23 protein-coding genes are annotated in these 22,679 nt (G+C 44.2%); 10 read left to right on the forward strand and 13 right to left on the reverse strand.

Going from position 1 to position 22,679, the window contains the following annotated elements; all coding sequences use genetic code 11:
- Positions 1–35: 35 nt before the first annotated feature.
- The 10 genes from nqrE to EXU30_RS05670 all read right to left on the reverse strand — a co-directional run bounded on the left by nqrE (position 36) and on the right by EXU30_RS05670 (position 10,164).
- Entirely contained in the window at positions 36–644 is a 609-nt protein-coding gene (nqrE, locus tag EXU30_RS05625; RefSeq protein WP_130598209.1) for an NADH:ubiquinone reductase (Na(+)-transporting) subunit E, read from the reverse strand.
- A gap of 5 nt (positions 645–649) precedes the next feature.
- A complete protein-coding gene (locus tag EXU30_RS05630) occupies positions 650–1,282 on the reverse strand; it encodes an NADH:ubiquinone reductase (Na(+)-transporting) subunit D (RefSeq protein WP_130598210.1) in 633 nt (210 codons plus the stop codon).
- Positions 1,282–2,079 carry a Na(+)-translocating NADH-quinone reductase subunit C gene (locus EXU30_RS05635; protein ID WP_130598211.1) on the reverse strand — a complete coding sequence of 266 codons (798 nt, stop codon included), beginning with the start codon at positions 2,077–2,079 and terminating at the stop codon, positions 1,282–1,284. The genes EXU30_RS05630 and EXU30_RS05635 overlap by 1 nt, the downstream gene beginning before the upstream one ends.
- Positions 2,072–3,268, reverse strand: a complete 1,197-nt coding sequence (locus EXU30_RS05640) for an NADH:ubiquinone reductase (Na(+)-transporting) subunit B (RefSeq protein WP_130598212.1) — start codon at positions 3,266–3,268, stop codon at positions 2,072–2,074. Before EXU30_RS05640 ends, EXU30_RS05635 begins: the two co-directional genes overlap by 8 nt.
- Positions 3,268–4,602, reverse strand: coding sequence for a Na(+)-translocating NADH-quinone reductase subunit A (locus EXU30_RS05645; protein WP_130603273.1), 1,335 nt, complete (start codon positions 4,600–4,602; stop codon positions 3,268–3,270). The genes EXU30_RS05640 and EXU30_RS05645 overlap by 1 nt, the downstream gene beginning before the upstream one ends.
- A gap of 431 nt (positions 4,603–5,033) precedes the next feature.
- Positions 5,034–7,097: a TonB-dependent receptor gene (locus EXU30_RS05650; RefSeq protein WP_165398975.1), complete on the reverse strand. Its 2,064-nt coding sequence runs from the start codon at positions 7,095–7,097 to the stop codon at positions 5,034–5,036.
- Positions 7,098–7,296: 199 nt separating this feature from the next.
- The gene (luxS, locus tag EXU30_RS05655) at positions 7,297–7,806 is read right to left on the reverse strand and encodes an S-ribosylhomocysteine lyase (protein WP_130598214.1); all 510 of its coding nucleotides are present in this window, start codon (positions 7,804–7,806) and stop codon (positions 7,297–7,299) included.
- A gap of 109 nt (positions 7,807–7,915) precedes the next feature.
- Positions 7,916–9,010, reverse strand: coding sequence for a TRAP transporter substrate-binding protein (locus tag EXU30_RS05660; protein ID WP_130598215.1), 1,095 nt, complete (start codon positions 9,008–9,010; stop codon positions 7,916–7,918).
- Between the two features lie 139 nt (positions 9,011–9,149).
- Positions 9,150–9,449, reverse strand: coding sequence for a BolA family protein (locus EXU30_RS05665; protein WP_130598216.1), 300 nt, complete (start codon positions 9,447–9,449; stop codon positions 9,150–9,152).
- A gap of 115 nt (positions 9,450–9,564) precedes the next feature.
- Positions 9,565–10,164 (reverse strand): alpha-ketoglutarate-dependent dioxygenase AlkB family protein, encoded by a 600-nt coding sequence (locus EXU30_RS05670; RefSeq protein ID WP_130598217.1) that lies wholly within the window; start codon positions 10,162–10,164, stop codon positions 9,565–9,567.
- A gap of 251 nt (positions 10,165–10,415) precedes the next feature.
- Here EXU30_RS05670 and EXU30_RS20505 point away from each other — a divergent pair, with 251 nt between their 5' ends.
- The 3 genes from EXU30_RS20505 to EXU30_RS05685 all read left to right on the forward strand — a co-directional run bounded on the left by EXU30_RS20505 (position 10,416) and on the right by EXU30_RS05685 (position 13,481).
- Positions 10,416–11,228 carry a PH domain-containing protein gene (locus EXU30_RS20505; RefSeq protein WP_242620329.1) on the forward strand — a complete coding sequence of 271 codons (813 nt, stop codon included), beginning with the start codon at positions 10,416–10,418 and terminating at the stop codon, positions 11,226–11,228.
- A complete protein-coding gene (locus EXU30_RS05680) occupies positions 11,225–12,835 on the forward strand; it encodes a PH domain-containing protein (protein WP_130598218.1) in 1,611 nt (536 codons plus the stop codon). Before EXU30_RS20505 ends, EXU30_RS05680 begins: the two co-directional genes overlap by 4 nt.
- 97 nt (positions 12,836–12,932) lie before the next feature.
- A complete protein-coding gene (locus tag EXU30_RS05685; RefSeq protein WP_130598219.1) occupies positions 12,933–13,481 on the forward strand; it encodes a DUF924 family protein in 549 nt (182 codons plus the stop codon).
- 129 nt (positions 13,482–13,610) lie between these two features.
- Here the strand turns inward: EXU30_RS05685 and EXU30_RS05690 are convergent, their stop codons facing one another.
- On the reverse strand, positions 13,611–14,042 hold the full coding sequence (locus EXU30_RS05690) for a universal stress protein (protein ID WP_130598220.1): 432 nt from the start codon (positions 14,040–14,042) through the stop codon (positions 13,611–13,613).
- Positions 14,043–14,336: 294 nt separating this feature from the next.
- On the opposite strand from EXU30_RS05690, the gene EXU30_RS05695 reads away from it, so the two are divergent.
- The 6 genes from EXU30_RS05695 to EXU30_RS05720 all read left to right on the forward strand — a co-directional run bounded on the left by EXU30_RS05695 (position 14,337) and on the right by EXU30_RS05720 (position 20,288).
- Positions 14,337–15,758 (forward strand): coniferyl aldehyde dehydrogenase, encoded by a 1,422-nt coding sequence (locus EXU30_RS05695; protein ID WP_130598221.1) that lies wholly within the window; start codon positions 14,337–14,339, stop codon positions 15,756–15,758.
- A gap of 363 nt (positions 15,759–16,121) precedes the next feature.
- Positions 16,122–16,736, forward strand: a complete 615-nt coding sequence (locus tag EXU30_RS05700; protein ID WP_130598222.1) for a TetR/AcrR family transcriptional regulator — start codon at positions 16,122–16,124, stop codon at positions 16,734–16,736.
- Positions 16,737–16,970: 234 nt separating this feature from the next.
- A complete protein-coding gene (locus tag EXU30_RS05705; RefSeq protein ID WP_130598223.1) occupies positions 16,971–17,843 on the forward strand; it encodes a MipA/OmpV family protein in 873 nt (290 codons plus the stop codon).
- Positions 17,843–18,265 carry a DUF3019 domain-containing protein gene (locus tag EXU30_RS05710; protein WP_130598224.1) on the forward strand — a complete coding sequence of 141 codons (423 nt, stop codon included), beginning with the start codon at positions 17,843–17,845 and terminating at the stop codon, positions 18,263–18,265. The genes EXU30_RS05705 and EXU30_RS05710 overlap by 1 nt, the downstream gene beginning before the upstream one ends.
- Complete coding sequence (locus tag EXU30_RS05715) at positions 18,265–18,978, forward strand: winged helix-turn-helix domain-containing protein (protein ID WP_130598225.1); 714 nt, start codon at positions 18,265–18,267, stop codon at positions 18,976–18,978. The genes EXU30_RS05710 and EXU30_RS05715 overlap by 1 nt, the downstream gene beginning before the upstream one ends.
- 11 nt (positions 18,979–18,989) lie before the next feature.
- On the forward strand, positions 18,990–20,288 hold the full coding sequence (locus EXU30_RS05720) for an ATP-binding protein (RefSeq protein ID WP_130598226.1): 1,299 nt from the start codon (positions 18,990–18,992) through the stop codon (positions 20,286–20,288).
- Here EXU30_RS05720 and EXU30_RS05725 read toward each other — a convergent pair.
- Positions 20,285–20,590, reverse strand: coding sequence for a DUF1289 domain-containing protein (locus tag EXU30_RS05725; protein ID WP_130598227.1), 306 nt, complete (start codon positions 20,588–20,590; stop codon positions 20,285–20,287). The two genes, EXU30_RS05720 and EXU30_RS05725, sit on opposite strands and share 4 nt — an antisense overlap.
- 184 nt (positions 20,591–20,774) lie before the next feature.
- On the opposite strand from EXU30_RS05725, the gene EXU30_RS05730 reads away from it, so the two are divergent.
- On the forward strand, positions 20,775–21,341 hold the full coding sequence (locus EXU30_RS05730) for a DUF4136 domain-containing protein (protein ID WP_130598228.1): 567 nt from the start codon (positions 20,775–20,777) through the stop codon (positions 21,339–21,341).
- Positions 21,342–21,525: 184 nt separating this feature from the next.
- Here the strand turns inward: EXU30_RS05730 and EXU30_RS05735 are convergent, their stop codons facing one another.
- Positions 21,526–22,677 (reverse strand): HlyD family secretion protein, encoded by a 1,152-nt coding sequence (locus tag EXU30_RS05735; protein ID WP_130598229.1) that lies wholly within the window; start codon positions 22,675–22,677, stop codon positions 21,526–21,528.
- Positions 22,678–22,679 lie beyond the last annotated feature (2 nt).

The following is a 22,679-nucleotide window of genomic DNA, read 5'->3' on the forward strand; positions in this document are numbered from 1 at the left end:
CTTAAAGGTTCAAATTAATGCATCTCTAGGCGGTCTTATAAAGACACACCTGAGAACGACATGAAACCTAGTGCCATCAAACCAGCAGTAACGAAGGTAATACCTAAGCCACGCAGTCCATCAGGTACGTCAGAATATTTCATTTTCTCGCGGATACCGGCAAGTAGCACAATTGCAAGTGCCCAACCGATACCTGAGCCAATACCGAATACAAAACTTTCACCTAGGTTGTAATCACGCTCAACCATGAATGAAACCGCACCGAAAATCGCACAGTTCACTGTGATTAGCGGTAGGAAGATACCGAGTGCGTTATACAAAGGAGGGAAGTACTTATCTAAAGTCATTTCCAAAATTTGTACTAGCGCTGCAATCACACCAATAAAAGTAATGAACTTAAGGAAGCTCAAGTCCGCTTCAGGTACTCCTGCCCATGCTAACGCGCCTGGAGCAAGAAAACTTTGATAAATGATTTGGTTAGTTGGTACCGCAATACCAAGCACCACAATTACCGCTACACCTAGACCCATTGAGGTTTTAACCTTCTTAGATACCGCTAAGAAAGTACACATACCTAGGAAGAACGACAGGGCCATGTTTTCAATGAAAACAGAGCGAATTAATAAACTAATATAATGTTCCATTTCGCTTACCCTTTAGCTTCTACTTGATCAGGCTTATAAACACGGATCATCCAGATCAAAGCACCAATTAGGAAGAACGCACTTGGTGGCAGTAGTAATAAACCATTTGGCTGGTACCAACCACCGTCAGAAACCTTAGCTAAGATTTCTACGCCAAAAAGTGAACCATTACCAAATAACTCACGCACAAAGCCAACAGATAACAAGATAACGCCGTAACCTAAACCGTTACCAATACCGTCCATAAAGCTCAGCATTGGTGGCGTTTTCATCGCGTATGCTTCAGCGCGGCCCATCACGATACAGTTGGTAATAATTAGACCAACGAATACCGATAGCTGCTTGGCGACATCGTAAGCAAATGCTTGCAGCACCTGGTCAACAACGATTACTAGCGATGCGATTACCGTCATCTGCACAATAATACGAACACTGCTTGGAATATGTGCACGTAGCATTGAGATAAACAGGTTTGAGAATGCACAAACCGCCGTTAGTGCAATGGTCATTACCAATGCAGTTTCCATTTTACTGGTTACCGCTAAGGCACTACATACACCCAGGATTTGCAATGCAATTGGGTTATTACTAACAATTGGTCCGGTTAGAACCTGCTTGACGCTATTAGCTTCAGACATTAGCTCAACCCTCCGTTACGTGCTTTTTCAATAAACTTAGCGAAGCCTTCTTCACCTAACCAGAACTCTAAAGAGTACTGAACGCCGTTACCGGTCAGTGTCGCACCAGATAGTGCATCAACACCGAACTCAGAGTTAGCGACAGCTGGGTTCTTAGTTACTTGAATCGCTAATTCGCCTTGAGCGTTGTATAGCTTCTTACCTTTCCACTTAGCAATCCATTGTGGATTTTGTACTTCACCACCTAGACCTGGTGTTTCACCAGAGCCAGTAAAGTCGTAGTAAACCAATGAACGAATCGTGTTTAGGTCAGCTTCTACCGCTAGGAAAGCAAACATAGTTGACCACAGACCATAACCCTTAACTGGGATAATCACAGTTTGTAGCTGTGAGCTATCATCACGAATTAAGTAAACCACACCATGATTAGCAACACGCTTAACCGAAGCGATGTCATTAACAGGTTTGAATGAGGTTTCAGGTGTGCGAGCTGCTTTTTCAACGTCGAAGGTATTGCCGTCAACACCTTCTACCCAGTCGCCAGACTTTAGATCAACAACTTTAGCTTCTACGTACTTGTTGTAGGTGTCGATAATTGTTGCTTTTTCGACTTTGCCTGAACGGGTATCAATCAAGCCTGCTGCTTCTAAAATGTACTTTTGCTTATCTAAAAGCTTGTTCTCTAGTTGCGTTGGCTTAAGCAGTACTGCCGCCGTTGACACCAACATAGAACAGATAAAACAAAGACCGATTACAACGAACAATGTTTTACCGAAAGATTCTTTAGCATTAGCCACGTGCAATCCTCCGCTTGATATTTGCTTGAACCACGAAGTGGTCGAACAAAGGTGCAAAAAGGTTAGCGAATAGAATTGCTAACATCATACCTTCTGGGAATGCTGGGTTGATAACACGGATAAACACCGCCATCGCACCAATTAAGAAACCGTATGCCCACTTGCCTTGGTTAGTAAATGACGCTGAAACAGGGTCAGTTGCCATGAACATCATGCCGAAGGCAAAACCACCTAACACTAGGTGCCAGTGGAATGGCATAGCAAACATTGGGTTAGTGTCGCTGCCAATCGCGTTAAGCAGTAGCGAAACAGCAATCATACCTGCCATTACACCACCAACAATGCGCCATGAAGCGATGCGAGTGTATATAATCACTAAGCCACCAAGTAAAATAGCAAAGGTAGAAACCTCACCTACAGAACCTGGAATGAAGCCCATAAACGCAGCCATCCAATCAGCATTAGCGTAATCAAGAGTGCCTTGCGCCGCTTGGCTTAATGCCGTCGCGCCAGAGAAGCCATCTGCAACGACCCAAGTAGTGTCACCTGACATGCTTAGCGGGTAAGCAAAGAATAAGAATGCTCGACCTGCAAGCGCTGGGTTGAGGAAGTTACGACCTGTACCACCAAAGATTTCCTTGGCAACGACCACACCAAAGGTGATACCCAGTGCCACCATCCATAAAGGAATGGTTGCCGGCAGGGTGAGTGCGAACAGTACCGAGGTGACGAAGAAACCTTCGTTAACTTCATGGCCACGTACAGAAGCAAATAGCACTTCCCAGAAACCACCGACTGCAAATGTCACAGCATAGATAGGTAGGAAGAAACATGCGCCGTAGAACATTAGCCCCGCAATGCCTGAATCAGCAGTTAGCTGACCACCTAGCATTTCAAACAAGCCAACTTGCCACATATCTGGCGTACCAAAACCAGCAGCCAATGCAACTTGCGCTTGCAAACCAACGTTATACATACCGAAGAACATTGCTGGGAAAGTACACGCCCAAACAGTGATCATCATACGCTTAAGGTCTAGGTTATCACGAACATGGGTTGCGCCCTTGTTCACCTTACCTGGAGTATAAAATACAGTAGCAACCGCTTCGTAGAGCGCGTACCACTTTTCGTATTTACCGCCTTTTTCAAATTGCGGTTCAATACGCTCGATAAAATCTTTCAAGCTCATTAGCCTTCCCTCTCGATCGTATCTAAGCAGTCACGTAGGTATGAGCCATAGTCATACTTACCAGGACATACGAAAGTACATAATGCTAGATCTTCTTCATCTAGCTCTAAGGCTCCTAATTGAGCTGCGCCATCATAATCACCAGATACTAGGTCACGCAGTAACATAGTCGGCAAAATATCTAGCGGCATAACACGTTCATAGTTACCAATTGGCACCATAGCGCGGTCAGAGCCGCCAGTGCTGGTTGTCATTTTGAATAAACGTGAAGAGCTTAGGTGACCTAGGAATGCGCGAGTAATTGAGTACTTGTCAGCACCAGGCATAGCCCAGCCAAATAGTTCTTTCTCGGTACCTTCCTCAAGTAGACTCACTTGATTGTGGTAACGACCTAGGTATGCATGTGGGCCATGCGCGTGGCGACCGTTTAATACTGAACCTGAAATAACACGAACTGAGCTGCAATTATGCTCACCTTGAGTCAATTCAGTAAGGCTTGCACCAACATGCGTTTTAACTAAGCGAGGCTTAGTTGCTTCAGGGCCTGCTAGTGCAACAACGCGGTCTGTCGTTAACTCACCAGTAGTAAACAAATGACCAATCGCAATCACATCTTGATAGCCAAGATGCCATACAGTGCGGTTAGCAGAGGCTGGAAGCACATGGTGAATATGAGTACCCACTAAGCCCGCTGGATGTTTACCGGCAAACTCCTTCACCTGCGCATTTGCAGCAGGAATGTCAGCACCAGGCGCCTTACATAGGAATACCTTGCCTTCTGCTAAACGTGAAAGCACAGTCAAACCATTAGCAAAATCATCTTTGTTTGCTGCAATAACTACTTGAGGATCGCCAGCGAGTGGCTGAGTATCAATGGCAGTCACAAACAACGCAGCAGGTTCTGAATCTACCGCTGGGACTTTACTGAAAGGGCGAGTACGCAATGTGGTCCACAAACCCGATTCGATCAGGTTGTCGCGAACAGCTTGCGCGTCGAGAGAGGTGAGTTTATCAGCATCGTATTTAGCAAATACGACACTTTCGTCACCTTCAATATCAATAACAACTGATTGAAGTACGCGTTTGGCACCTCGGTTGATTTCTTTAATCGTACCACTGGCTAAAGCTGTATATTTTACGCCTGGGTTCTTTTTGTCTTCAAAAATCACCTGGCCTTTTTGTACTTTATCGCCCACTTTGATCTTCATGGTAGGACGTAAGCCAATATACTCTTCACCCAATGTAGCGACGTGTTTAATGGCCGGGCCATTATGGATAACTTGCTCTGGTCCACCCGCGATAGGGAGTTCCAATCCTTTCTTAATTGTAATCATATCCACAAGCACTACGTTTGAAGGAAAGACAATGCGCCACGTTCCGCAACAAGAATAAGTCATTAGCAAACAAGGCGTTAACAAAATAAATATTCTTGAGCTAGCGCAGATTTAACACGAAAATGCGATCGTAATCACGCTGGTCGCGCGCATTTTACCCCAATTATGAGACTACCGCCACGAAAATTATTTGTATTTTCAAACTGCAAGGGACTCAGGGCGTTAACATTTCAAACAGTTTGGCTCAGGGTAAGGTTTTCACTAAAAATCGGCATATTTTTTCGAGTTCGATTTACTATAGCACTAATTTTTATAGAAAATATTTTGGAAAGACTAATATTTAAACTATTAGTAAAAGCAAATAAAGCTCAAGCTAAAATAGCTTGAGCTTTAACATATTTAAAACAAATAGATAGATTGGATGTCAGCAGTTAAAAGCGACCTTGGTAGCCTAAAAGCGCTTTTTGCTCCGCCCCAGCGACGACACCTAAGTGCGAGTTGTGAGCCACAAGATCTTGATTAAGCGCGTTTTCTACTCGAAGATAAACTTGATGCTGCGCGCTAAAGTCATAGCTAGCTGCCACGTTTAGCTTCCACTGTGAATCAATTGAATAATCTTCAACTTGGTCATACATGTAACCTATCTCAGATTGATATAGAGCCTGCGCCATTAACGAGAAATCACCCACTACGATACCGGTACTAACAAAAGCTTGATGCTCTGGGGTCCAAGGTAAACGCGTTTCAGTGTCTGGGCAGCCACCGTTTGCGCAGGCACTATCATCAAGCTCTGTCTTTGCATAGAGATAGTTAGCAATAATTGGCATTGAGAAACTGTCGAATGCGAGTTGATAGTTAACACTCACATCGGCGCCATACACTTTCACATCTTCGATATTTTCTTGCAGAGTGTGGCCTTCATAACCACACACGACTCCCCACATGCAGCTGAAATGCATGTTATTAAAGTCATGGTAATAAGTAGCTGCATCTATATGCATCGCGCCGAGAGTATATGCAGCGCTTAGCTCATACTGCATAGCCTCTTGGGCTTTTTGCAGTTTGTTGCCTGCTGATGCTGCCGTCCAGGCACGCTTAGCGTTTGCTTCAAAACGCCAGCTATCACCTTGATACACTGCGGCAAGTGAAGGTATCCAGCCGTCATCAGAAAAGTCGACATTAGTAATGTCATGGCTCGTAATAGAAACCTCACGGGTCACGTTAACGGTTTCGTATGACACGCCAGCTAAAATCTGCCATTTACCATAATTTAACTCGGTATCGACGCCAGCTAGAATGGCAGTAGCATCGTCTGTGTATGCCTCAACTGTGCTAAAGCTATTACCAGGGGTAAAGCTTAAGTCTTGCCCATAGATCCAATCTTGGTAGCCTAAGCGCATTTCAGCTTTATCATGGTGATAACGCCCATGATAAATAACCTTATGCTGGCCATATTGGTTAACGCCTTTAGTTTGAATACCAAAGCCATCAAACTCATTATCTTGTGCCATCGCCCCCAAAGTAAGGTCGACCCCCAAAGGTTGACGCTCAAATAGCGCGAGCCCTGCTAGCAGCGATTTATCAATCACATCACCATTTAAGTACGCCATTTGTGACGTTTTCTGAGACATACTTTGATAATAGAGATCGGTGTACATCTGGTTACTTGGTGATAACGTTACCTCGTGGGCTAAGGCATAGCGAGTGCGGCGTTGAGTTTCATTATCAAACTGCGCTACTTGATAACGTTTTTGTGGCTCAAGCTCAAAATCAGCATCAGTCAAACCCAGCAATCCAGCGTCATTGTCTTTATCAGAAAATTGAAAACTAAACTCAGTCTTTTGTGGATTTCGCGCCCCAAGTAGGCTGCCAGCACCAACCTTAAACATGATATCGGTATGGCTATACTGCGCATCTAAGTCACGTGCAATCCCCACATCTTGTTCGGCCTTTTGGTAGTCCACTCCTAGCAACATAGTATATTGCTTAGAGGTACCACTCATAATAATGCCACCAGCAAGCTCACTATTTTGCCCTGCTTCCAGGTTGACGATAGTTGCAGTATCAGCGCTACTAACTCTCTTTGACTGGTAGTCAACAACGCCGTAGCTGCCTTCACTACCTATGCCTGCTGTAGTCGACTGCTCGACATTGACACTTTGTTGAAAAAATAGATTAGGTGCAATAACAAGATTGGCAGAGTAAGGAGCTGGTGAGAAGAAAATGCCATCTTGAGTTTGCGCAACACCATTTACTGCGCCGCGATTGACTACAGTATTGGCTTGATAGGAGCTTGCAGGCAACACAACCACACCTGATTGCGCCAGTGCCATTTCGGTGCTGCGGTATTGAAACGCTCCCATATCTTGGGTGACATTTACATCTGCGCGGCTCACTTGTTCTTTTTGTTGCTCTGCGGCATGCGCTAAGGGGGAGTTCACTAATGCCAAAATGGCACACGCGACTGTAGTAAGGCTAAACGGGCGACTAGACATGATTATCTCCATATATGTGTCTTTACGCTAAAAGCTTTGAAATTAGAACAATTCTATGAGATTAACCCTAATACAACAATGGTTTCAAACACATATTACAAACTAAAATGCTACATTTGAATAACCATTTCCCCGCAGTCGCTCACTATGGTTTTTAAAGGGCACAAAAAAGCGGCTTTCGCCGCTTTTAGGTTTTAGGCTACAGCCCTTTTAAAATATCATCACTAAGCTTTAAATCGTCATTGCGATTCACGTTAATACCTGATGCGATAATACTTCGAGCAATATCTTGTGCTTGCTCTAGCGAGTGCATTTCAAAAGTTCCACATTGATACTCGTTTAGCTCTGGAATTTGTGATTGCTCGACTACTTTAAGTACGTCTTCCATCGCTGCTAGCCAGGCTTCTGCAACGTCAGTTTCAGCAGGCGTGCCGATTAGGCTCATATAAAAACCAGTGCGGCATCCCATAGGAGAAATATCAATAATCTCCACATGGTCACCATTTAAATGATCACGCATAAAACCGGCAAAAAGGTGCTCCAAAGTATGAATCCCACGCTCACTCAGAATGTCTTGGTTTGGGATACAAAAGCGTAAGTCGAACACTGTAATAGTATCGCCTTTAGGCGTACTCATGTGTTTGGCAACGCGCACTGCCGGTGCACTCATCCTAGTATGATCAACAGTAAAGCTATCAAGTAACGGCATTGGATTCTCCCAAAAAGTTTTAGTTATTATCCGGATTTAGGTGCTTGCTGCCTTAATTTTTAGGCAGGTAAGATAATAACACTAACGTCTGCTTAGACTATTACAAATTCTATTCATCTAGCTCAACCATAGCGCCATGAGTGTAATCATAAAACTGTTTAAATAGCTTTTCATGGTGCAAGTATGATTCGCGAACCTTTGCAAACTGCTCATCACCGCGTCCAACCTTATCTAAAACACCACTGCGTGCTTGTTTAAGCTCGCGTATAACCTCAACCGGAAAAGGTTTAACAATAACATTGTAACGGTTGATAAGCTCAGGCATCGATTGCACGTGTCCATAGGTGTAATCATTTAGCATATCCTGATTAATCGCTCTTGTGGCAATTGTCACTATAACTTGCAAATCTTCAGGCAGCTCACTAAAAGCTTGTTCATTGACTAAAAACTCCATTGCGCCGCTCGGCTCATGCCAACCAGGGTAATAATAATATTTAGCGACCTTATACAAACCCAACCTTTTATCATTATATGGCCCAACCCATTCAGCTGCATCAATCACACCTGTTTGCAATGCTGAAAACAGTTCGCGACCAGCCAAATTATCATAGGGAATACCGCCAACAGCGCGAAGCACCTCACCACCAAGACCTGGCAGTCGCATCTTTAATCCCTGAAGATCTTCAATCGAATTAATCTCTTTATTAAACCATCCCCCCATTTGCATACCGGTAAAACCACCGGCAAAAGGGATAACACCGTACGGTTCATAGGTCTCGCGCCACAGTTCCATACCGCCACCATAGAACAACCAGGTATTCATTTGATCGGCGTTCATACCAAATGGGATTGATGAGAAAAACTGAGCGGCAGGGACCTTGTCTTTCCAATAGTATGCGGCGCTGTGCCCCATTTGTACCTCACCGTTGCTTACACCATCAAACACTTTTAGTGCAGGCATCACCTCACCCGCGCCATATACCTGAATGTTTAAACGGCCGTTAGACATTTGATTGACCAGCGTGGCAAAGTTTTCAGCTGCCATACCTAGACCAGGTAAATTTTTAGGCCAAGAAGTAACCAGTCGCCATTCAATTGCAGGCTCTTTGGTCTCGGTTGCAACTAACACAGGCGCTTTTTGTGGCTTGCAAGACGCTAACAAGCCCAGCGCTAGCATTAATGCAATAAACGGTAACCGTGACATCCATAATCCTTGGAAGTGGTACATGAAATTAACATAACGCTATTTTCGCCAAACACCAATTTTTAGTCATCATTTTGCATAAAAAAACCTCACATAATGTGAGGTTAGTTAACTAAAGGCGATACAATTACTAATTAAATTAGCCTTTGCAATTTGGTGTACGTGGCACACTTTCTAGCTGCTGCCATTCTTGACTGGTGTATGTGTTGATGGACAAAGCGTGTACCCCATTAGCAAGTTCATGTGCCAAGGTGCCGTTTACATCGCGATGACGTGCAATTAAACGCTTACCATCAAATGATTCACTGACAATCACCACTTTAAAGTGGGTCTCAGAATTCGGGGGAACGTGATGGCGATTGCTTTCGTTGATCACTTCAAGGTGAGTAGGAGAAAACGCTTGGTTTAACTTATCAGTAATTTTTTGCTCTACCGACATAACTAACTCTTTTATTCGTCGTTGCAAGAGCAGGCAGGGTAAATCTTTCAACTTTAAAGATCAAACTTGTAACCTTATTTAACCTGATAAAAGTGTGAGGAAGCGCCGCTTTTTCTTAGTTAAATTTTTGATAAAAATCAGGTTTTATATGCCTAAAGGTATAGTTAAGCCGCGGCGAATTTACCCGTGCCCGCTTGGGTAATGCATGCTCCCAAGCTTGCTGCATACCGCCATGCATGATCAGTAAGTCTCCTTCAGCTAACAGATAATTAAATTTCTGCTTAGTCACTTTGTGTCGCACCACAAAATCTCGCGCCGCGCCAAGAGTTAATGACAAAATGGCTGAATCTTTGACTATTTCAGGTTCATTATCACTATGCCACCCCATGCAGTCTTGACCATCAACATAATGATTAACCAACACCCCATTGATATGGGTTGCATACTCAGGGAGCTTCTGTGTAAGCAGTAATCGAATTTTTGCTAACTCTTGCGGCCAAGGCAAAGCGCGGATAAGTGAGCCCGAGTATTTGTAATCACAGCCGCTATCTGCAAACCAAACTTGAGTGCGCGGTATTGGGTGATATTTGCCAAATACCTGAATCACGATTTTCTCTAACGGGTAATTCTGACTTTCTTGCCACAGCAGCTGACACAGCTTTGGCGGCAGAAACTGCTTTATCAAGGTTACGGGCGGGGATTCATGTTGGGTCAATGTAGACTCACTTAGGTCATTCGCTGCTTTTAAGTTCAGTACGAGCCGCAGTTGCGCTAAGCGCACGGCTTTGGAATAAAGAAACCCATGACATAAATTGTCAATTTATGTTTCAGTCTATAGTTGCTAGTGGCAAAGCGCTATATAGTTTTAAATTAGCATGGGTTAATTTTGTTGTGTGATGCCTAATTAGGTCTTAGTACCACTAATTAACTGTGCATGACCAACTATTTCAAAGGAGTGACTTGCGCGTGGAAACCAAAATACCTAACGCACCTGAATCGGCAAACGTGTCAGCAGAAGCTGAGTCAAATAATGACATCACCGCGCAAATAGATGTTGCTGCAGCTAACCACGTGTCTGAGCCTGTCGCTGCTGAGGTATATGACCATGGACATTTGCAAGCGAGCGGCGAATGGAGCCAATTAACCGAGCTGCAACTAACACCTGTTGACAGCCAATATGCCAAGTCGGTCCTACTCACCACTGCACCAATTGCGCTGCTAGTGTTAGTCATCATCGGCGCAATATTAGTTGCGGCTCAACCTCCACTAATTATGGCAATGATTATCGCTAGCTGCGCTTTCATACTGGCACTGCTTGTTACAACGGCCATTTATAAACAAGCAAAAACCTATTGCTATGGCGTGTTTAACAAAGAGTTCGTTATGCGCGAAGGGTTATTCTGGATAAGTACCACAGCCCTTCCCTATACGCGCTTACAACATGCAAACATTAGCCAAGGACCAATCGAGCGCAAGTTTAACCTAGTTACGCTAAAGTGCTTTAGCGCCGGAAGTGGCTCTGCAGAAATCGACCTTCCAGGCCTAAACGCACAAGAGGCCGAGCATCTACGCCAACATATATTGCACTGCGCTACAGCTCAAGCGCCTGCAACCGAAGAGGTTTATATATCACCAGCGAGCATTTGTACCAGCGAACCTAACACAACGGCAGATAAAGCTACAGACAACCTGCTTGAAGACGATCTCGATCCCCTCCAAGTTATTGAAATCGATCATAGTGAGACTAAACGTACAGATACTCCTAAGGAGGGTCAATGAACCCTCAGGTTTCTAGCAAAAACGACTCTGCTCAAGAGCCTTTAACCGACAAAAACGACACCTATCAGCAGCCACCAGAAAAGAGCGCTGAGTGGCAAGCACTGTCAGCATGGTCAATTATTAGCAACGTGGTTTCCACACTTAAAGTCTTGCTATCTAATGGTTACGCCATCATTCCTATTGTTTATACCGGTTGGCAAAAGGGCTTTAGTTTACAATGGTCAATCGCGGTAATCAGTGTACTAACGCTGTTAATTACCCTGTCTGCGCTCATTGAATGGCGCAAATTTCGTTATCGCATTCAAGGCAATCAATTAGAAGTTAAAAAAGGCTTATTGTTTACTAAGAAAAACGAAATACCACTTAATAAAATCCAGAACGTGCGCTTTGAGCAGCCTTTTTACTTTAGGCCAATGGATCTCGCTACCTTAGTGGTGGAGACGGCTGGATCGAAAAAAGATGAAGCGGCACTAGCTGCACTTGATCGCAAGTTAGCGCAAAGTTTAAAAGCGCGGCTACTGAAAAAGCCATCAATAACAAACGACACCCATCAAGTAGGCAGACAAGACAACAGTGCTGACGATCAAGCGCGCGACTTGCAAGATGGTAAGCTCATTGCGACCCGCAGTTTAAAGCAACTTGTAACTTATGGCTTATACCAGAACAACTTCATCTGGTTTGCAATTGTAGCAGGTCCTATCGCTGGGCAAATTCAATGGGAAGAAATCGCTAAGAACCCGCTAGTGGGTGAGGTATTTTCCTGGTTTGCTTTACATACCTCGCATAATGTGGGCTTGCAGCTGCTAACCTTCTTTGGTCTGTTATTTATGTTTTACGCGGTGATTTCGTTAATTTCGGTGATTGCTGCGGTACTAAAATACCATCCTTATCAGCTAAAGCTGCTAAACAGAACATTGCAACGCAGTGGTGGCGTTATTTCTCACCAGCAAGATGCGCTAAAAACTCACCGAATTCAGGTTATTCAATTTGAACAACCAGCGCTTGCTAGGGTGATTGGTCGCTGGACCTTGTTTTTTAAACAGGTTGCAGGTCAAGAGATAGAGGAGAGAACCAAGCAAAATATGCTAGTGCCATGTGTGAGTAATAGCGAGATTGCTCCGCTTATCGCCAACCTACCTGAAGTTAAAGATCAAAAAATTACTATTCCCGAGCGGTTTATTGGCATTCATATCACCTGGTTTTATCGCCGTGTTCAACTAGCCATAATCCCTGCCACCATCTTTTCAATGTTTCATTTATTTATTCCCGATGGTCCACCTATATTCAACTGGTTTTGGGGCGCCACAATAGTTGTAATTGGTTTGCTTTACCTGCGATACCGCCAATGGGGATACTGGATTAATGACAATGTTGTCTGGCAGCACACAGGTTTAATCGGCCAAAACTGGAAACGCATTCCGTATAATAAGATTCAGAGTGTCAAAGTGACCCAAACTCGCACTCAAAAACGCGCAGGTTTGGCTTACATCGAACTTGGTCTCGCTAGTGGCACACTAACCTTGCCATATGTACCAGAGAGCGTTGCCCAAACAATCGTCACGCGATCGCTAAGTAAAACCGTAAATGATCACAATAACTGGATTTAACCTGGTCAGCTTGTACGAGATTTAGGGTAAGTATAAGGCTAATACTGCCAACCCTGTTCAGCGAAAGTAACCAAAACAAGAAAGAGACAACTGTAAAATGAATAACTCAATGACTGCCCAACACATTATTGATTTTTGGTTCAAGCAAATCACCCCTGCGCAATGGTGGCAAAAAGATGATGAATTCGATAAAGCCATCATTAGGCAATTTGGATCACTGTTAGCGCAAGCTGAAGCAGGGGAATTGGCCCACTGGCGAGAGTCTGTTATTGGCCGCTTAGCTGAAGTGATTGTGCTGGATCAGTTTTCGCGCAACGCTTATCGAGACACGCCTAAAGCGTTTGCCAACGATTCAATGGCGCTAACTCTGGCGCAATATGCGGTGGCGCAAGACGACTTAATGGCACTAAGCAATGAACAGGCTCCTTTTTTAATCATGCCTTATATGCACAGCGAGTCTGCACTTATCCACGAGCAAGCTGTACCTTTGTTTGAGAAATACGCCAAGGGCAACCTTGATTTTGAATTGAAGCACAAGGTGATAATTGATGAATTTGGCCGCTACCCGCACCGCAATCAAATCCTTGGCCGTGAATCTTCAGCTGCTGAGATAAGCTTTTTAACTCAGCCTGGTTCGAGCTTTTAGCGCCTAGCTTTTAACACCTACTCTCTACCGCCCAACATTCTGGGCACGAATAATAAGAGCAGCCAATTGGCTGCTCTTTGTTTAACGGTTACTAGGGCCTGCTTTTCAACAAAGCTGCAGGGTTGTGGTTTACTTAACGACCAGTACCGGGCATTTTGCTTGGTTTGCCACAGCTTCCGCGACATTGTCATGCAGAAAATGCGCTAAGCCGCTACGCCCATGGCTGGCTATCACCACCATACCAATATCGCCACCATTAGCCTCAGCCACAATTTCCTCAGTTGCATCGCCGCGACGGATCAAAGTTTCCACCTTAAGATCTGTGTTTAGCTCCTCAAGTAAAGCATGCATTTTTTCGGCTGCAGCCTTCTCCATACTGGCTGCGAGCTCTTCCGGCGTAATCGCCAAAATCATGTAGTTCTCATCACCTAATGGCTGGTCAACCACATGCAAAATACGGATCCCAACTTGATAAAGGTTAGCCATTTCAATTGCATAACGCAGCGCATGTGAAGCCGTCTCTGAGAAGTCAGTAGGCCATAAAATTGTCTTAGTACGCATACACCCTCCTTAAGTTCAACCGCTTGTCTATCATCAGTGTAGTAGGCATTTCAGTATTCCACTGTGATCTAGCTCAAAGCAGGTTGACATGTTCAAAAAAAACACACAAACTAAACCGACTAATCAGTCGGTTTTATGTTTTTACTCATTAATAGCTTGTAGCTACCGGCTTAAAAGCAAAGCTTGCAACAGAGCATAAACCTAAGACTGTCATCGCGCCGACTATTGTAATCAATGGTGCACATAACTCTTGTATCCACCAATGCGGATACCTAGCAGAAACAGGGTCTTACTATGAACATGGCTATTGATCACTCCAAAACTCAGTCACTTTCCGGCATACTTGCCAACCAGAAACAGGCATTCTCATCAACGCCATACCCTAGTTACCAGCAACGTATCGATAAGCTACAAGCTCTCAAGCAAGCTTTACTCAAGCACCATGAATCTGCCATAGCCTCATTAAAGCAAGATTACGGTCATAGACCTGACAGTGATACAACCATCGCTGACATCATGCCTTGTGTGAATAACATCAATTACACCTGTAAAAAGCTCAAATCGTGGATGAAGCCAAGCAAGCGCCATGCAGGGTTATTGTTATCCCCATCAAAAGTCGCCGTTGAGTATCAACCTAAAGGCATAATTGGCATTATTGTGCCATGGAACTTCCCAGTACAACTGGCTATTAGCCCACTACTTACAGCGATTGCTGCTGGTAACCGTGCTATGTTGAAAATGTCAGAGTTTACTCCAGCAACCAATCAAGTTGTGCGGACTATGCTTGCCGAAGTATTTAGTGAAGATGAAGTTGCGGTGATTGAAGGCGAAGCAGATGTGGCAGCAGAGTTTTCATCACTAGCATTTGACCATTTAATGTTTACTGGCTCTACAGCTGTAGGTAAGCATGTTATGCGCGCCGCAGCAGATAACCTCACACCAGTCACCCTAGAGCTTGGCGGTAAGTCTCCAGCAATTATCGCCCCAGATATGGATATCGACACCGCAGTTGAGCGTCTTATCTATGGTAAATGCCTCAACGCCGGGCAAATCTGTGTATCCCCCGACTATGTATTTTGCCCGCAACACAAAGTAGATGAGTTTATATCCGCGTATCAAGCCAGATTCCAAAATATGTACCCTGAGTTTGACACCAATGATGATTACGGCAACGTGATTAACGACCGTCAACACCAACGCTTGCAGGGCTTGCTTGAAGATGCAAAAGCAAAAGGCGCGCAGATAACCGCCGCCAATGCACAGCCTATGACCTCAACGCGTAAAATGGCAACGCAATTAGTAACTAACGTCAATGACGATATGGCCGTGATGCAAAGTGAAATCTTTGGCCCAATCTTGCCAATCATGGGCTACGACTCGCTTGATCAGGCGATTGACTACATCAAGTCACACGACCGTCCATTGGCACTGTACTTAATGAGTTTTGACACTGCGACACAACAACATGTAATCAAGCAGACTCATGCTGGCGGTATGGGGATTAACGAAACTGTGTTCCATGTGGCAGCCGACGATGCACCGTTTGGTGGCATAGGTCCTTCAGGCATGGGGCACTACCATGGTAAAGAAGGCTTTTTAACCTTTAGCCATGCCAAAACAATCTTAAAAAGCGGTAAGCTTAATTCTGGTAAATTAGTTCACCCTCCTTATGGTAATAGCATTCAGCGTGCTTTAACCTCTTTCTTCCTACGCTAGGCGTATGTTGGAAAAGCACTAGGGCCTGTTAATCTTTGCTGATTAGAATTTGTTCGAATTAAAAGCACTTTAATCGCGACGCGAGCGATGACGTCTAGTCACCTACACCTATTGATTTTAACAACAGGGCTCGCAACAAACTAAGCTCTTTGCTAAGGGCGTAGGTGCTTTTAAACGAACCTTTCAGGCAGCGCTTGTTGTCATTTCTACTGCGTTAACGACTTACTTATGTGGAATAACCACACATCAAAGTCGTTGCCTTGTATAAATTTCCAACAAGCTGCTGCAAAAATAATCTTGAAAGGTCAACAGGCCCTAGCTAAGGGTTTAAGAACAAAATAGATAGGATGAGTTGGAGTTGTCATGAATCAAGCCATTGCTCAGAGCAAAACAAACAAGCAAAAACGAAACAAACTAGATAAACGTCAAGCAGTACTCGATGCGGCGCTGACACTGTTTGTTGAAAATGGCTTTCATGGCACTTCAACCGCATCAATAGCCAAACATGCAGGTGTCGCAACCGGCACCTTATTTCATCATTTCGCCACTAAAGACGCGATACTCACCGAACTGTTTGTTACCATAAAAACCCGCTTTGCCAGCGAAATTACCAGCAAAGCCGCCCTAAATGGCGACTTTGAGCATGATGCTAATGCCCTATGGCAACAAGCTATCGACTGGGCGCTAGCAAATCCACTGCAACAAGCATTTTTCTTACATTTTTCGCTCTCAAGCGAGATACCTAGTAATACCCGCAATATGGCAATGCACGACATTCTTGGCTTTTTAGTCGATATGCTCAAGCAAGGTCAGCAGCAGGGTGAGCTATGCCAATACCCCATTGAGCTGATGTTAGAGAATTGTCATGGTCAATACTTGGCTGCGATTCGCTTCTTTACCGATAATCCTCAGTTGGGTATTGATCCAAATCATCGTAATGCCAGTTTTCAACTGTTTTGGCGTGCAATTAAGGCGTAATTCCTTAAGATACCCTTGTCATGGAATAAAATGATAACAATGTTTAACAAAGGCAGCGATTTCGACGCCATGTTGTAATCATGTTTTCGGTATTCTTGACGCATTAAAACCGTGTTTCAATTAACAGTTATCACATTCTCTGCATCAGTTTGTAACACCAACACCTTTTCTGATTACTTAATAAATCGCTGATGTTAAGATTACCCATTGTTTGTAATTATTACCTAATATCATATGCATAAAACAATTCTGCAGTTTTTGATTGTCTTTTTAGCTGTGCATACTCAGGTTTTTGCTGAGGAGTCTTGCAAACAAAGTCAAAACTGTATCGACATCGACCGCTGGGACTTAGCCCTTGCCATCGGCTTAGGCTCGCGTTCAAATCCACTTTCAGACTACGAAAACATCCCCGTTTACGTTGTACCTTCAATCGCCTATTACGGTGACAACTGGTTTTTTGACAACGGCAACCTTGGTTATAGTTTGATCGAGTCTGAGCGATTTACTATCAATCTTGCGACAACTTACAGTGACGATAGCGGCTTTTTTAATAAGTGGGATCCATCAAACATTTTTATGTTAGCTAATGGCTACCAGCGCAGCAGTGTAAGCGCGAGCTCCGCACAGCAAGCTGAAATGGTTGATAAAACCATTGATTTTGATGAGTTGGGTGACCGTAACTTTACTATGCTTGCTACCATCGAAGGCTTTTATTTTAGCCGCTTCGGTGTACTCAAAGCGGCTATTGGTCATGATATGTTCAATGTCCACAACGGCGCCCAAGCCGATTTTAAATGGAACTATTCTATTGCTGTGGATAATTGGGTGTTCGATACTGGCGTATCGGCAACCTGGAAAAGTGAAGATCTAGTTGATTACTATTACGGCATTCGCGTGACAGAAAATACCTTTTGGCATCAGCAATATCGTGCATCGTCTGCATGGAATTTTGGCGCTGAACTAACTGCCCGCTATTTAATAGCTACCCACTGGGATGCCTTGCTAGCTCTACGTTACACGAAGTTTGCAAAAGCTATCAGCGATAGCCCTTTGTTATCAGATGATTACTCTTCAACTTATTTTGTTGGAATGGCTTATAGATTCTGATGCAATTACGTCAACCAATACGCTGCATTTTTCAGCTAGCTATCATTTCCTTACTCTTTTTGGGTATTGCGTCCCCTAAAGCTGATACACTTTCAGCGCAAGTGGAGCTTACGGCTACACCGCACATGTGTCTGACTGATACACAAAGCCAACTTTGTGAAACAGACATTACCCTAAATTGGGAGATGGACAGCGATGAGCTGGTCTGCATAATCTCAGATTATCCAGATATGCCGCGTTGGTGTTCTGAGGATCCTAACACCCAGTCTCTTAGTCTAAAAATTAAATCCGATAAAGACATTCAGTTTGTCTTGGTGCAAAAAAATAATAACAACACCCTTGCAGGGGTAAAAGTTAAAGTCACCACGGCGTCTAGCACCAAAGTGAGACGTCGCTATCGCAACCCTTGGAGCTTTTTTTAATGGCTACAGTTCAATCGACTCATCGAGTGCTATTGGTTGAAGATGACATTCGACTGGCAAACTTAATCGTGGACTATTTGAAATCTCACGATATGCACGTAGAAGTAGAGCGTCGTGGCGACACTGTATTGACCCGACTAATCAGTTATAAGCCCGACATTATCCTGCTAGATATCATGCTTCCAGGCCTAGATGGCTTAAGTTTATGTGAGAAGCTGCCTGACTATTTTGCTGGCCCAGTGCTGCTAATGAGTGCATTAGGATCAAATGAAGATCAAATTAAAGGTCTTGAATTGGGTGCAGATGATTACATCGTCAAACCTGTTGATCCGGCGCTGCTAGTTGCTCGCATCAACAACTTACTTCGCCGTCAAGCACAACCAGCTAAAGCAGAGTCGCACTGCTTAAGCTTTGGTAAACTCAATATTGACCCACACACTCAAGCTATTCGCTTAGGTAATACTGAAATTGACTTAACAAGTCATGAGTTTGAATTACTCTGGTTACTTGCATCTCAAGCTGGACAAGTGCTTAGTCGTCAGTATATTTATCAGTACTTACTTAACATTGATTTTGATGGCAAAGATCGTAAGATCGACGTTCGTATCTCACGCCTACGCAAAAAGCTAGGTGATAGCATCGAAACGCCATTTAGGATCAAAACCGTATGGGGACAAGGTTACTTATTCGCGCCAGAAGCCTGGAATAACTAACCCGCACACGCTTGAAACGTTTATTTATCAGCTTATACCTGCTGTTAAGCCTAAGCTTCTTAGGTATCGGCTGGAGTTTAGACACCCTTTGGCAACGCAATGTTGATGACAGTGGCGAATTCAATTCGCCACTGATTGCTTTTGCCTTATTGTTAGGTGAGATACCTAAGCAAGACCGCCTTCATCATTTAAGAAATATTCAGGCAAACCACCCTATTCCATTGGCGCTGCATGAGCGCGACCAAATTGCCCTTGCTGGTGACATCGAGCTCGCCCCCAATGAAGTCCTTTCAACGATTACCGAAAACAAACACGAGCTGTTTTTTATTGCTGTTGGTGATCAAGTTTTGGTTGCTGGCCCGATTGATGTTGACCCAAGAGAAGAACTACGCGGCTTATTCACACTGTTTTTCTACTTATCTCTTGCACTAGTCTCACTGGTTTGGGTATGGCCGTTATCGCGAGATTTAAAAAATCTGCGCCAGGCTACCGCCGCCTTCGGTAAAGCTAATTGGGACACCCGCATTAAGCTGGCAAAAAGCTCTCAAGTATCGCCGTTAGCGAGCACGTTCAATGATATGGCCAACCATATCTCAGAGTTGATTGATAACCAGAAGCATCTCACTAACGCCATCTCCCATGAAATTCGCACGCCACTCGGGCGGCTGAAGTTTGCGCTAGCATTACTGCCGCAGTACTTTGAGCCCAATACGCAAGTGAGTAAACGTGACGATTTTCTTAATGCAATGCAGGCTGACATTGAGGAAATGGAAACCCTACTGCAAGAGCTACTTACATACGCCAGCCTAGAAACCCAATACGTCGAGCCAGAGTTTGAGAACTGTGAGCTGGTAAATACCAGTCAACAGCTGATTAAACGCTTGCAGCCACTCAGTCCCACTACAATTAATTGGGAATGTAACTTTGAAGAAGTGTATGTAAAAGGTGAAGTTGCATTGATTGAAAGAGCTATTCAGAACCTTATCACCAATGCACAGCGATATGGCGACAGTACCATCATCGTCACTTTAAACATCTTAGGTGAGCATATAAGACTGTCTGTCACCAACGACGGGCCAGAGATCCCATTGGAGGATCAACCGCATATTTTTAAGCCGTTTTTCCGCTCTAAATTACAACATCACGCAAACAAAGGACACGGGTTAGGGTTGGCCATTATTAGCCGAGTGATGAACCGTCACCGCGGCCGGATCACCGTAAGTAGCAACCCAAACCAAACTACGTTTAGCTTGTTATGGCCAAAAGACTCCTTGTGGTCAAAAGAATCAGGCGATGGTCAGGCAAGCTAATCTTTAGATTGTGACTCATCAATTGCAGGCAAAGCATCGTCATCGTCAAAGTCAAACTGAGGATTAACCTGAGCTTGCTGTTGATGTAATTGCTGTTGCTTTGCTTTATACAGTGCATATTGCCGACGGCGTTTACGGGCGCGACACAAGCGCACCACATCTTGCTTTTGCACTTCAGACAAATTCATCCAGTTAAACCTTTCATCACGGCTGCGAAAACAACCCATGCAATAGCCCCGAGCATCTGTCTGACAGATCCCGACACAAGGGCTAGGTACACTGAAAAAACTTAACTGTTCCATGATTTCCTAAACTAACGCGAGCTAGTACAAATTAAAAGCCTAGACCACTTAGAATTAAATATAATTTAATCAACAACTAGTGGCTTTGTCTTGTGTAAAAGTCGACAACTGCCTATGGGCACCGTAGACTCAAAGCATAGTTAATTTTTAGTTTTTTGACGTTTTCATTTCTCTGGAGCTCACCATGGCCTTATCTAATACATCCTGCTGGGTACAAAAACTTAGCTTTGGCTTTATTGCCACTTCTCTACTGCTGCTTGCCGGTTGTAAATCGACTCCGCAATCAGACTACGACACTAACTACGATTTTAATCAGCTAAAAAGTTACAGCCATCTTGTGCTTGAAGAGGCAACCGATACCATTAGTGCCGAGCGTATTAAACAGGCAATTGATACTCAGCTGCAGGCGCAGGGTTTTAAACTAAAACAAGGTGATAGTGACTTTTTGGTTAGCTATCGCTTTATCACTCAGGAAAAACCCAAAAGCTCTGGTATGTCGATTGGCTTAGGCACAGGGACCAGTGGTCGCCATGGCTCTATTGGCATAGGCACGTCAATTCCAGTTGGCGAAGAAATGGTAACTGAGCAAAGTATTCAAATTGATGTTGTCGACAGTAACACCAACCGCCTAATTTGGCGTGGCAGTGACAAATTTGATTTCGATAAAGGTGGCGAAGCGAAACTTGAAAGCACCAATGCGACTGTCGCGAATATCTTAAGTGTGTTCCCACCGCAAAAGATAAGCAATTAATAGCAGATGGTTCTTCGAGAATAGCTCTTTGCAAATAGATCTTTGCGAATAGCTCGTGACGAATGATTCTCAAAGATAGTTCTTGTTAAAATTCAATAACAAAACAGCCCGCTGACGCGGGCTGTATTATTTCTTACTCAATTGTAACCTACTCAGTTACAACATTAACGCGCTCAGTAAGCGGCTAGTGCCCTTCTCCGAACAGGTAATTTAACCAGCTTTGCATTCTCAGTAGCACGCGTCGAATAATCGATACGTGACTAAAGTGCTCGGTGTAAACCGCAGCTTGCCCTGCAACACCTGCAGGTAAATTACGCAAAGTCTCATGTTGCTCATGATCAATATCAATCAACACTAATGCACGGCCGCGTTGGAACAACCTGCTAGATGATTGCAGCGTGCCGCCAAACTGAATTTCACCCTCTGCCATCGCCGGTAATACTGCAGACACCTTACCTTTAAACACCTTGCCTGGCACGGCATCTAAAATCACTTCGGCTTCATCACCGACCTTTAACCTTAACAGTGAGTTTTGCCAAAACGCTCCTGCAAAGTAACGGTCTTCATCAGGAATAAAGCTCATTGCAGGTCTAAGCGGTAGCGGAACTGCCATCGCACCTTCACGCAGCGCTAATTGCGTAACCACACCATCTGCAGGTGCTCGCACAACAGTTCGTTCCAAGTCGTACCTGGCTTGGTCAAGCTGAGCTTGCAGGCCCGCAACCTTAGTATTTACACCATCAATATTTGACTCAAACGCCAGACGTGATCTTAACTCGTCAGCTTTTGCGGCCTCTAAGCGCGCTGCTGATGCATAAAATAGCTGGCGTTTGTTATCTAATTCAAGCTCAGTAAAGGGTGAATTACGGCCGCCCTTTTTGCGCCCTTCTTCATAACGCTTGTAAGCGGATTCAGTTCGGTCTTTGTCAGCTTGCGCCTGGGCAACAGCTGCTGTGGCAATCTCAACAGCGGCTTGTAGCTGTGGCACTTGCTGCTCAGCTTCTTTTAATGCTGCCAGTTTTTGTTTAACTGCAGCTTCAAAAGGCACAGGGTCAATTTTAAAAAGCACATCCCCCTTTTTAACCGGCTCATTTGGCTTAACACTGACTTCTGTGACAATGCCACGTACTGCAGGAGTGATAGGCACAGATGCAAAGTACTCGCGGCTAAATTTGGTATAAGGATGGTTATAATTCATCAACAGCAACAAGGTGCCAATAAGCGCAATACCACCTAAAATGGCCGTAGGTACCGTCCACTTTGTTAACGGGATTTTGAAAATCTTAAAAATGGCGACACAAAATGCGGTATAGGTAAGAATAAGCAGTAAATCCATGA

Origin of the sequence: Shewanella maritima (assembly GCF_004295345.1) — a bacterium.
Classification (GTDB): Bacteria; Pseudomonadota; Gammaproteobacteria; order Enterobacterales; family Shewanellaceae; genus Shewanella; species Shewanella maritima.

Bases quoted from the DNA above. Each gene is read 5' to 3' on its own strand.
- nqrE (WP_130598209.1), bottom strand. From the start codon at position 644: ATGGAACATTATATTAGTTTATTAATTCGCTCTGTTTTCATTGAAAAC.
- EXU30_RS05630 (WP_130598210.1), bottom strand. From the start codon at position 1,282: ATGTCTGAAGCTAATAGCGTCAAGCAGGTTCTAACCGGACCAATTGTT.
- EXU30_RS05640 (WP_130598212.1), bottom strand. From the start codon at position 3,268: ATGAGCTTGAAAGATTTTATCGAGCGTATTGAACCGCAATTTGAAAAA.
- EXU30_RS05645 (WP_130603273.1), bottom strand. From the start codon at position 4,602: ATGATTACAATTAAGAAAGGATTGGAACTCCCTATCGCGGGTGGACCA.
- EXU30_RS05650 (WP_165398975.1), bottom strand. From the start codon at position 7,097: ATGTCTAGTCGCCCGTTTAGCCTTACTACAGTCGCGTGTGCCATTTTG.
- luxS (WP_130598214.1), bottom strand. From the start codon at position 7,806: ATGCCGTTACTTGATAGCTTTACTGTTGATCATACTAGGATGAGTGCA.
- EXU30_RS05660 (WP_130598215.1), bottom strand. From the start codon at position 9,010: ATGTCACGGTTACCGTTTATTGCATTAATGCTAGCGCTGGGCTTGTTA.
- EXU30_RS05665 (WP_130598216.1), bottom strand. From the start codon at position 9,449: ATGTCGGTAGAGCAAAAAATTACTGATAAGTTAAACCAAGCGTTTTCT.
- EXU30_RS05680 (WP_130598218.1), top strand. From the start codon at position 11,225: ATGAACCCTCAGGTTTCTAGCAAAAACGACTCTGCTCAAGAGCCTTTA.
- EXU30_RS05685 (WP_130598219.1), top strand. From the start codon at position 12,933: ATGAATAACTCAATGACTGCCCAACACATTATTGATTTTTGGTTCAAG.
- EXU30_RS05690 (WP_130598220.1), bottom strand. From the start codon at position 14,042: ATGCGTACTAAGACAATTTTATGGCCTACTGACTTCTCAGAGACGGCT.
- EXU30_RS05695 (WP_130598221.1), top strand. From the start codon at position 14,337: ATGAACATGGCTATTGATCACTCCAAAACTCAGTCACTTTCCGGCATA.
- EXU30_RS05700 (WP_130598222.1), top strand. From the start codon at position 16,122: ATGAATCAAGCCATTGCTCAGAGCAAAACAAACAAGCAAAAACGAAAC.
- EXU30_RS05705 (WP_130598223.1), top strand. From the start codon at position 16,971: ATGCATAAAACAATTCTGCAGTTTTTGATTGTCTTTTTAGCTGTGCAT.
- EXU30_RS05710 (WP_130598224.1), top strand. From the start codon at position 17,843: ATGCAATTACGTCAACCAATACGCTGCATTTTTCAGCTAGCTATCATT.
- EXU30_RS05715 (WP_130598225.1), top strand. From the start codon at position 18,265: ATGGCTACAGTTCAATCGACTCATCGAGTGCTATTGGTTGAAGATGAC.
- EXU30_RS05725 (WP_130598227.1), bottom strand. From the start codon at position 20,590: ATGGAACAGTTAAGTTTTTTCAGTGTACCTAGCCCTTGTGTCGGGATC.
- EXU30_RS05730 (WP_130598228.1), top strand. From the start codon at position 20,775: ATGGCCTTATCTAATACATCCTGCTGGGTACAAAAACTTAGCTTTGGC.
- EXU30_RS05735 (WP_130598229.1), bottom strand. From the start codon at position 22,677: ATGGATTTACTGCTTATTCTTACCTATACCGCATTTTGTGTCGCCATT.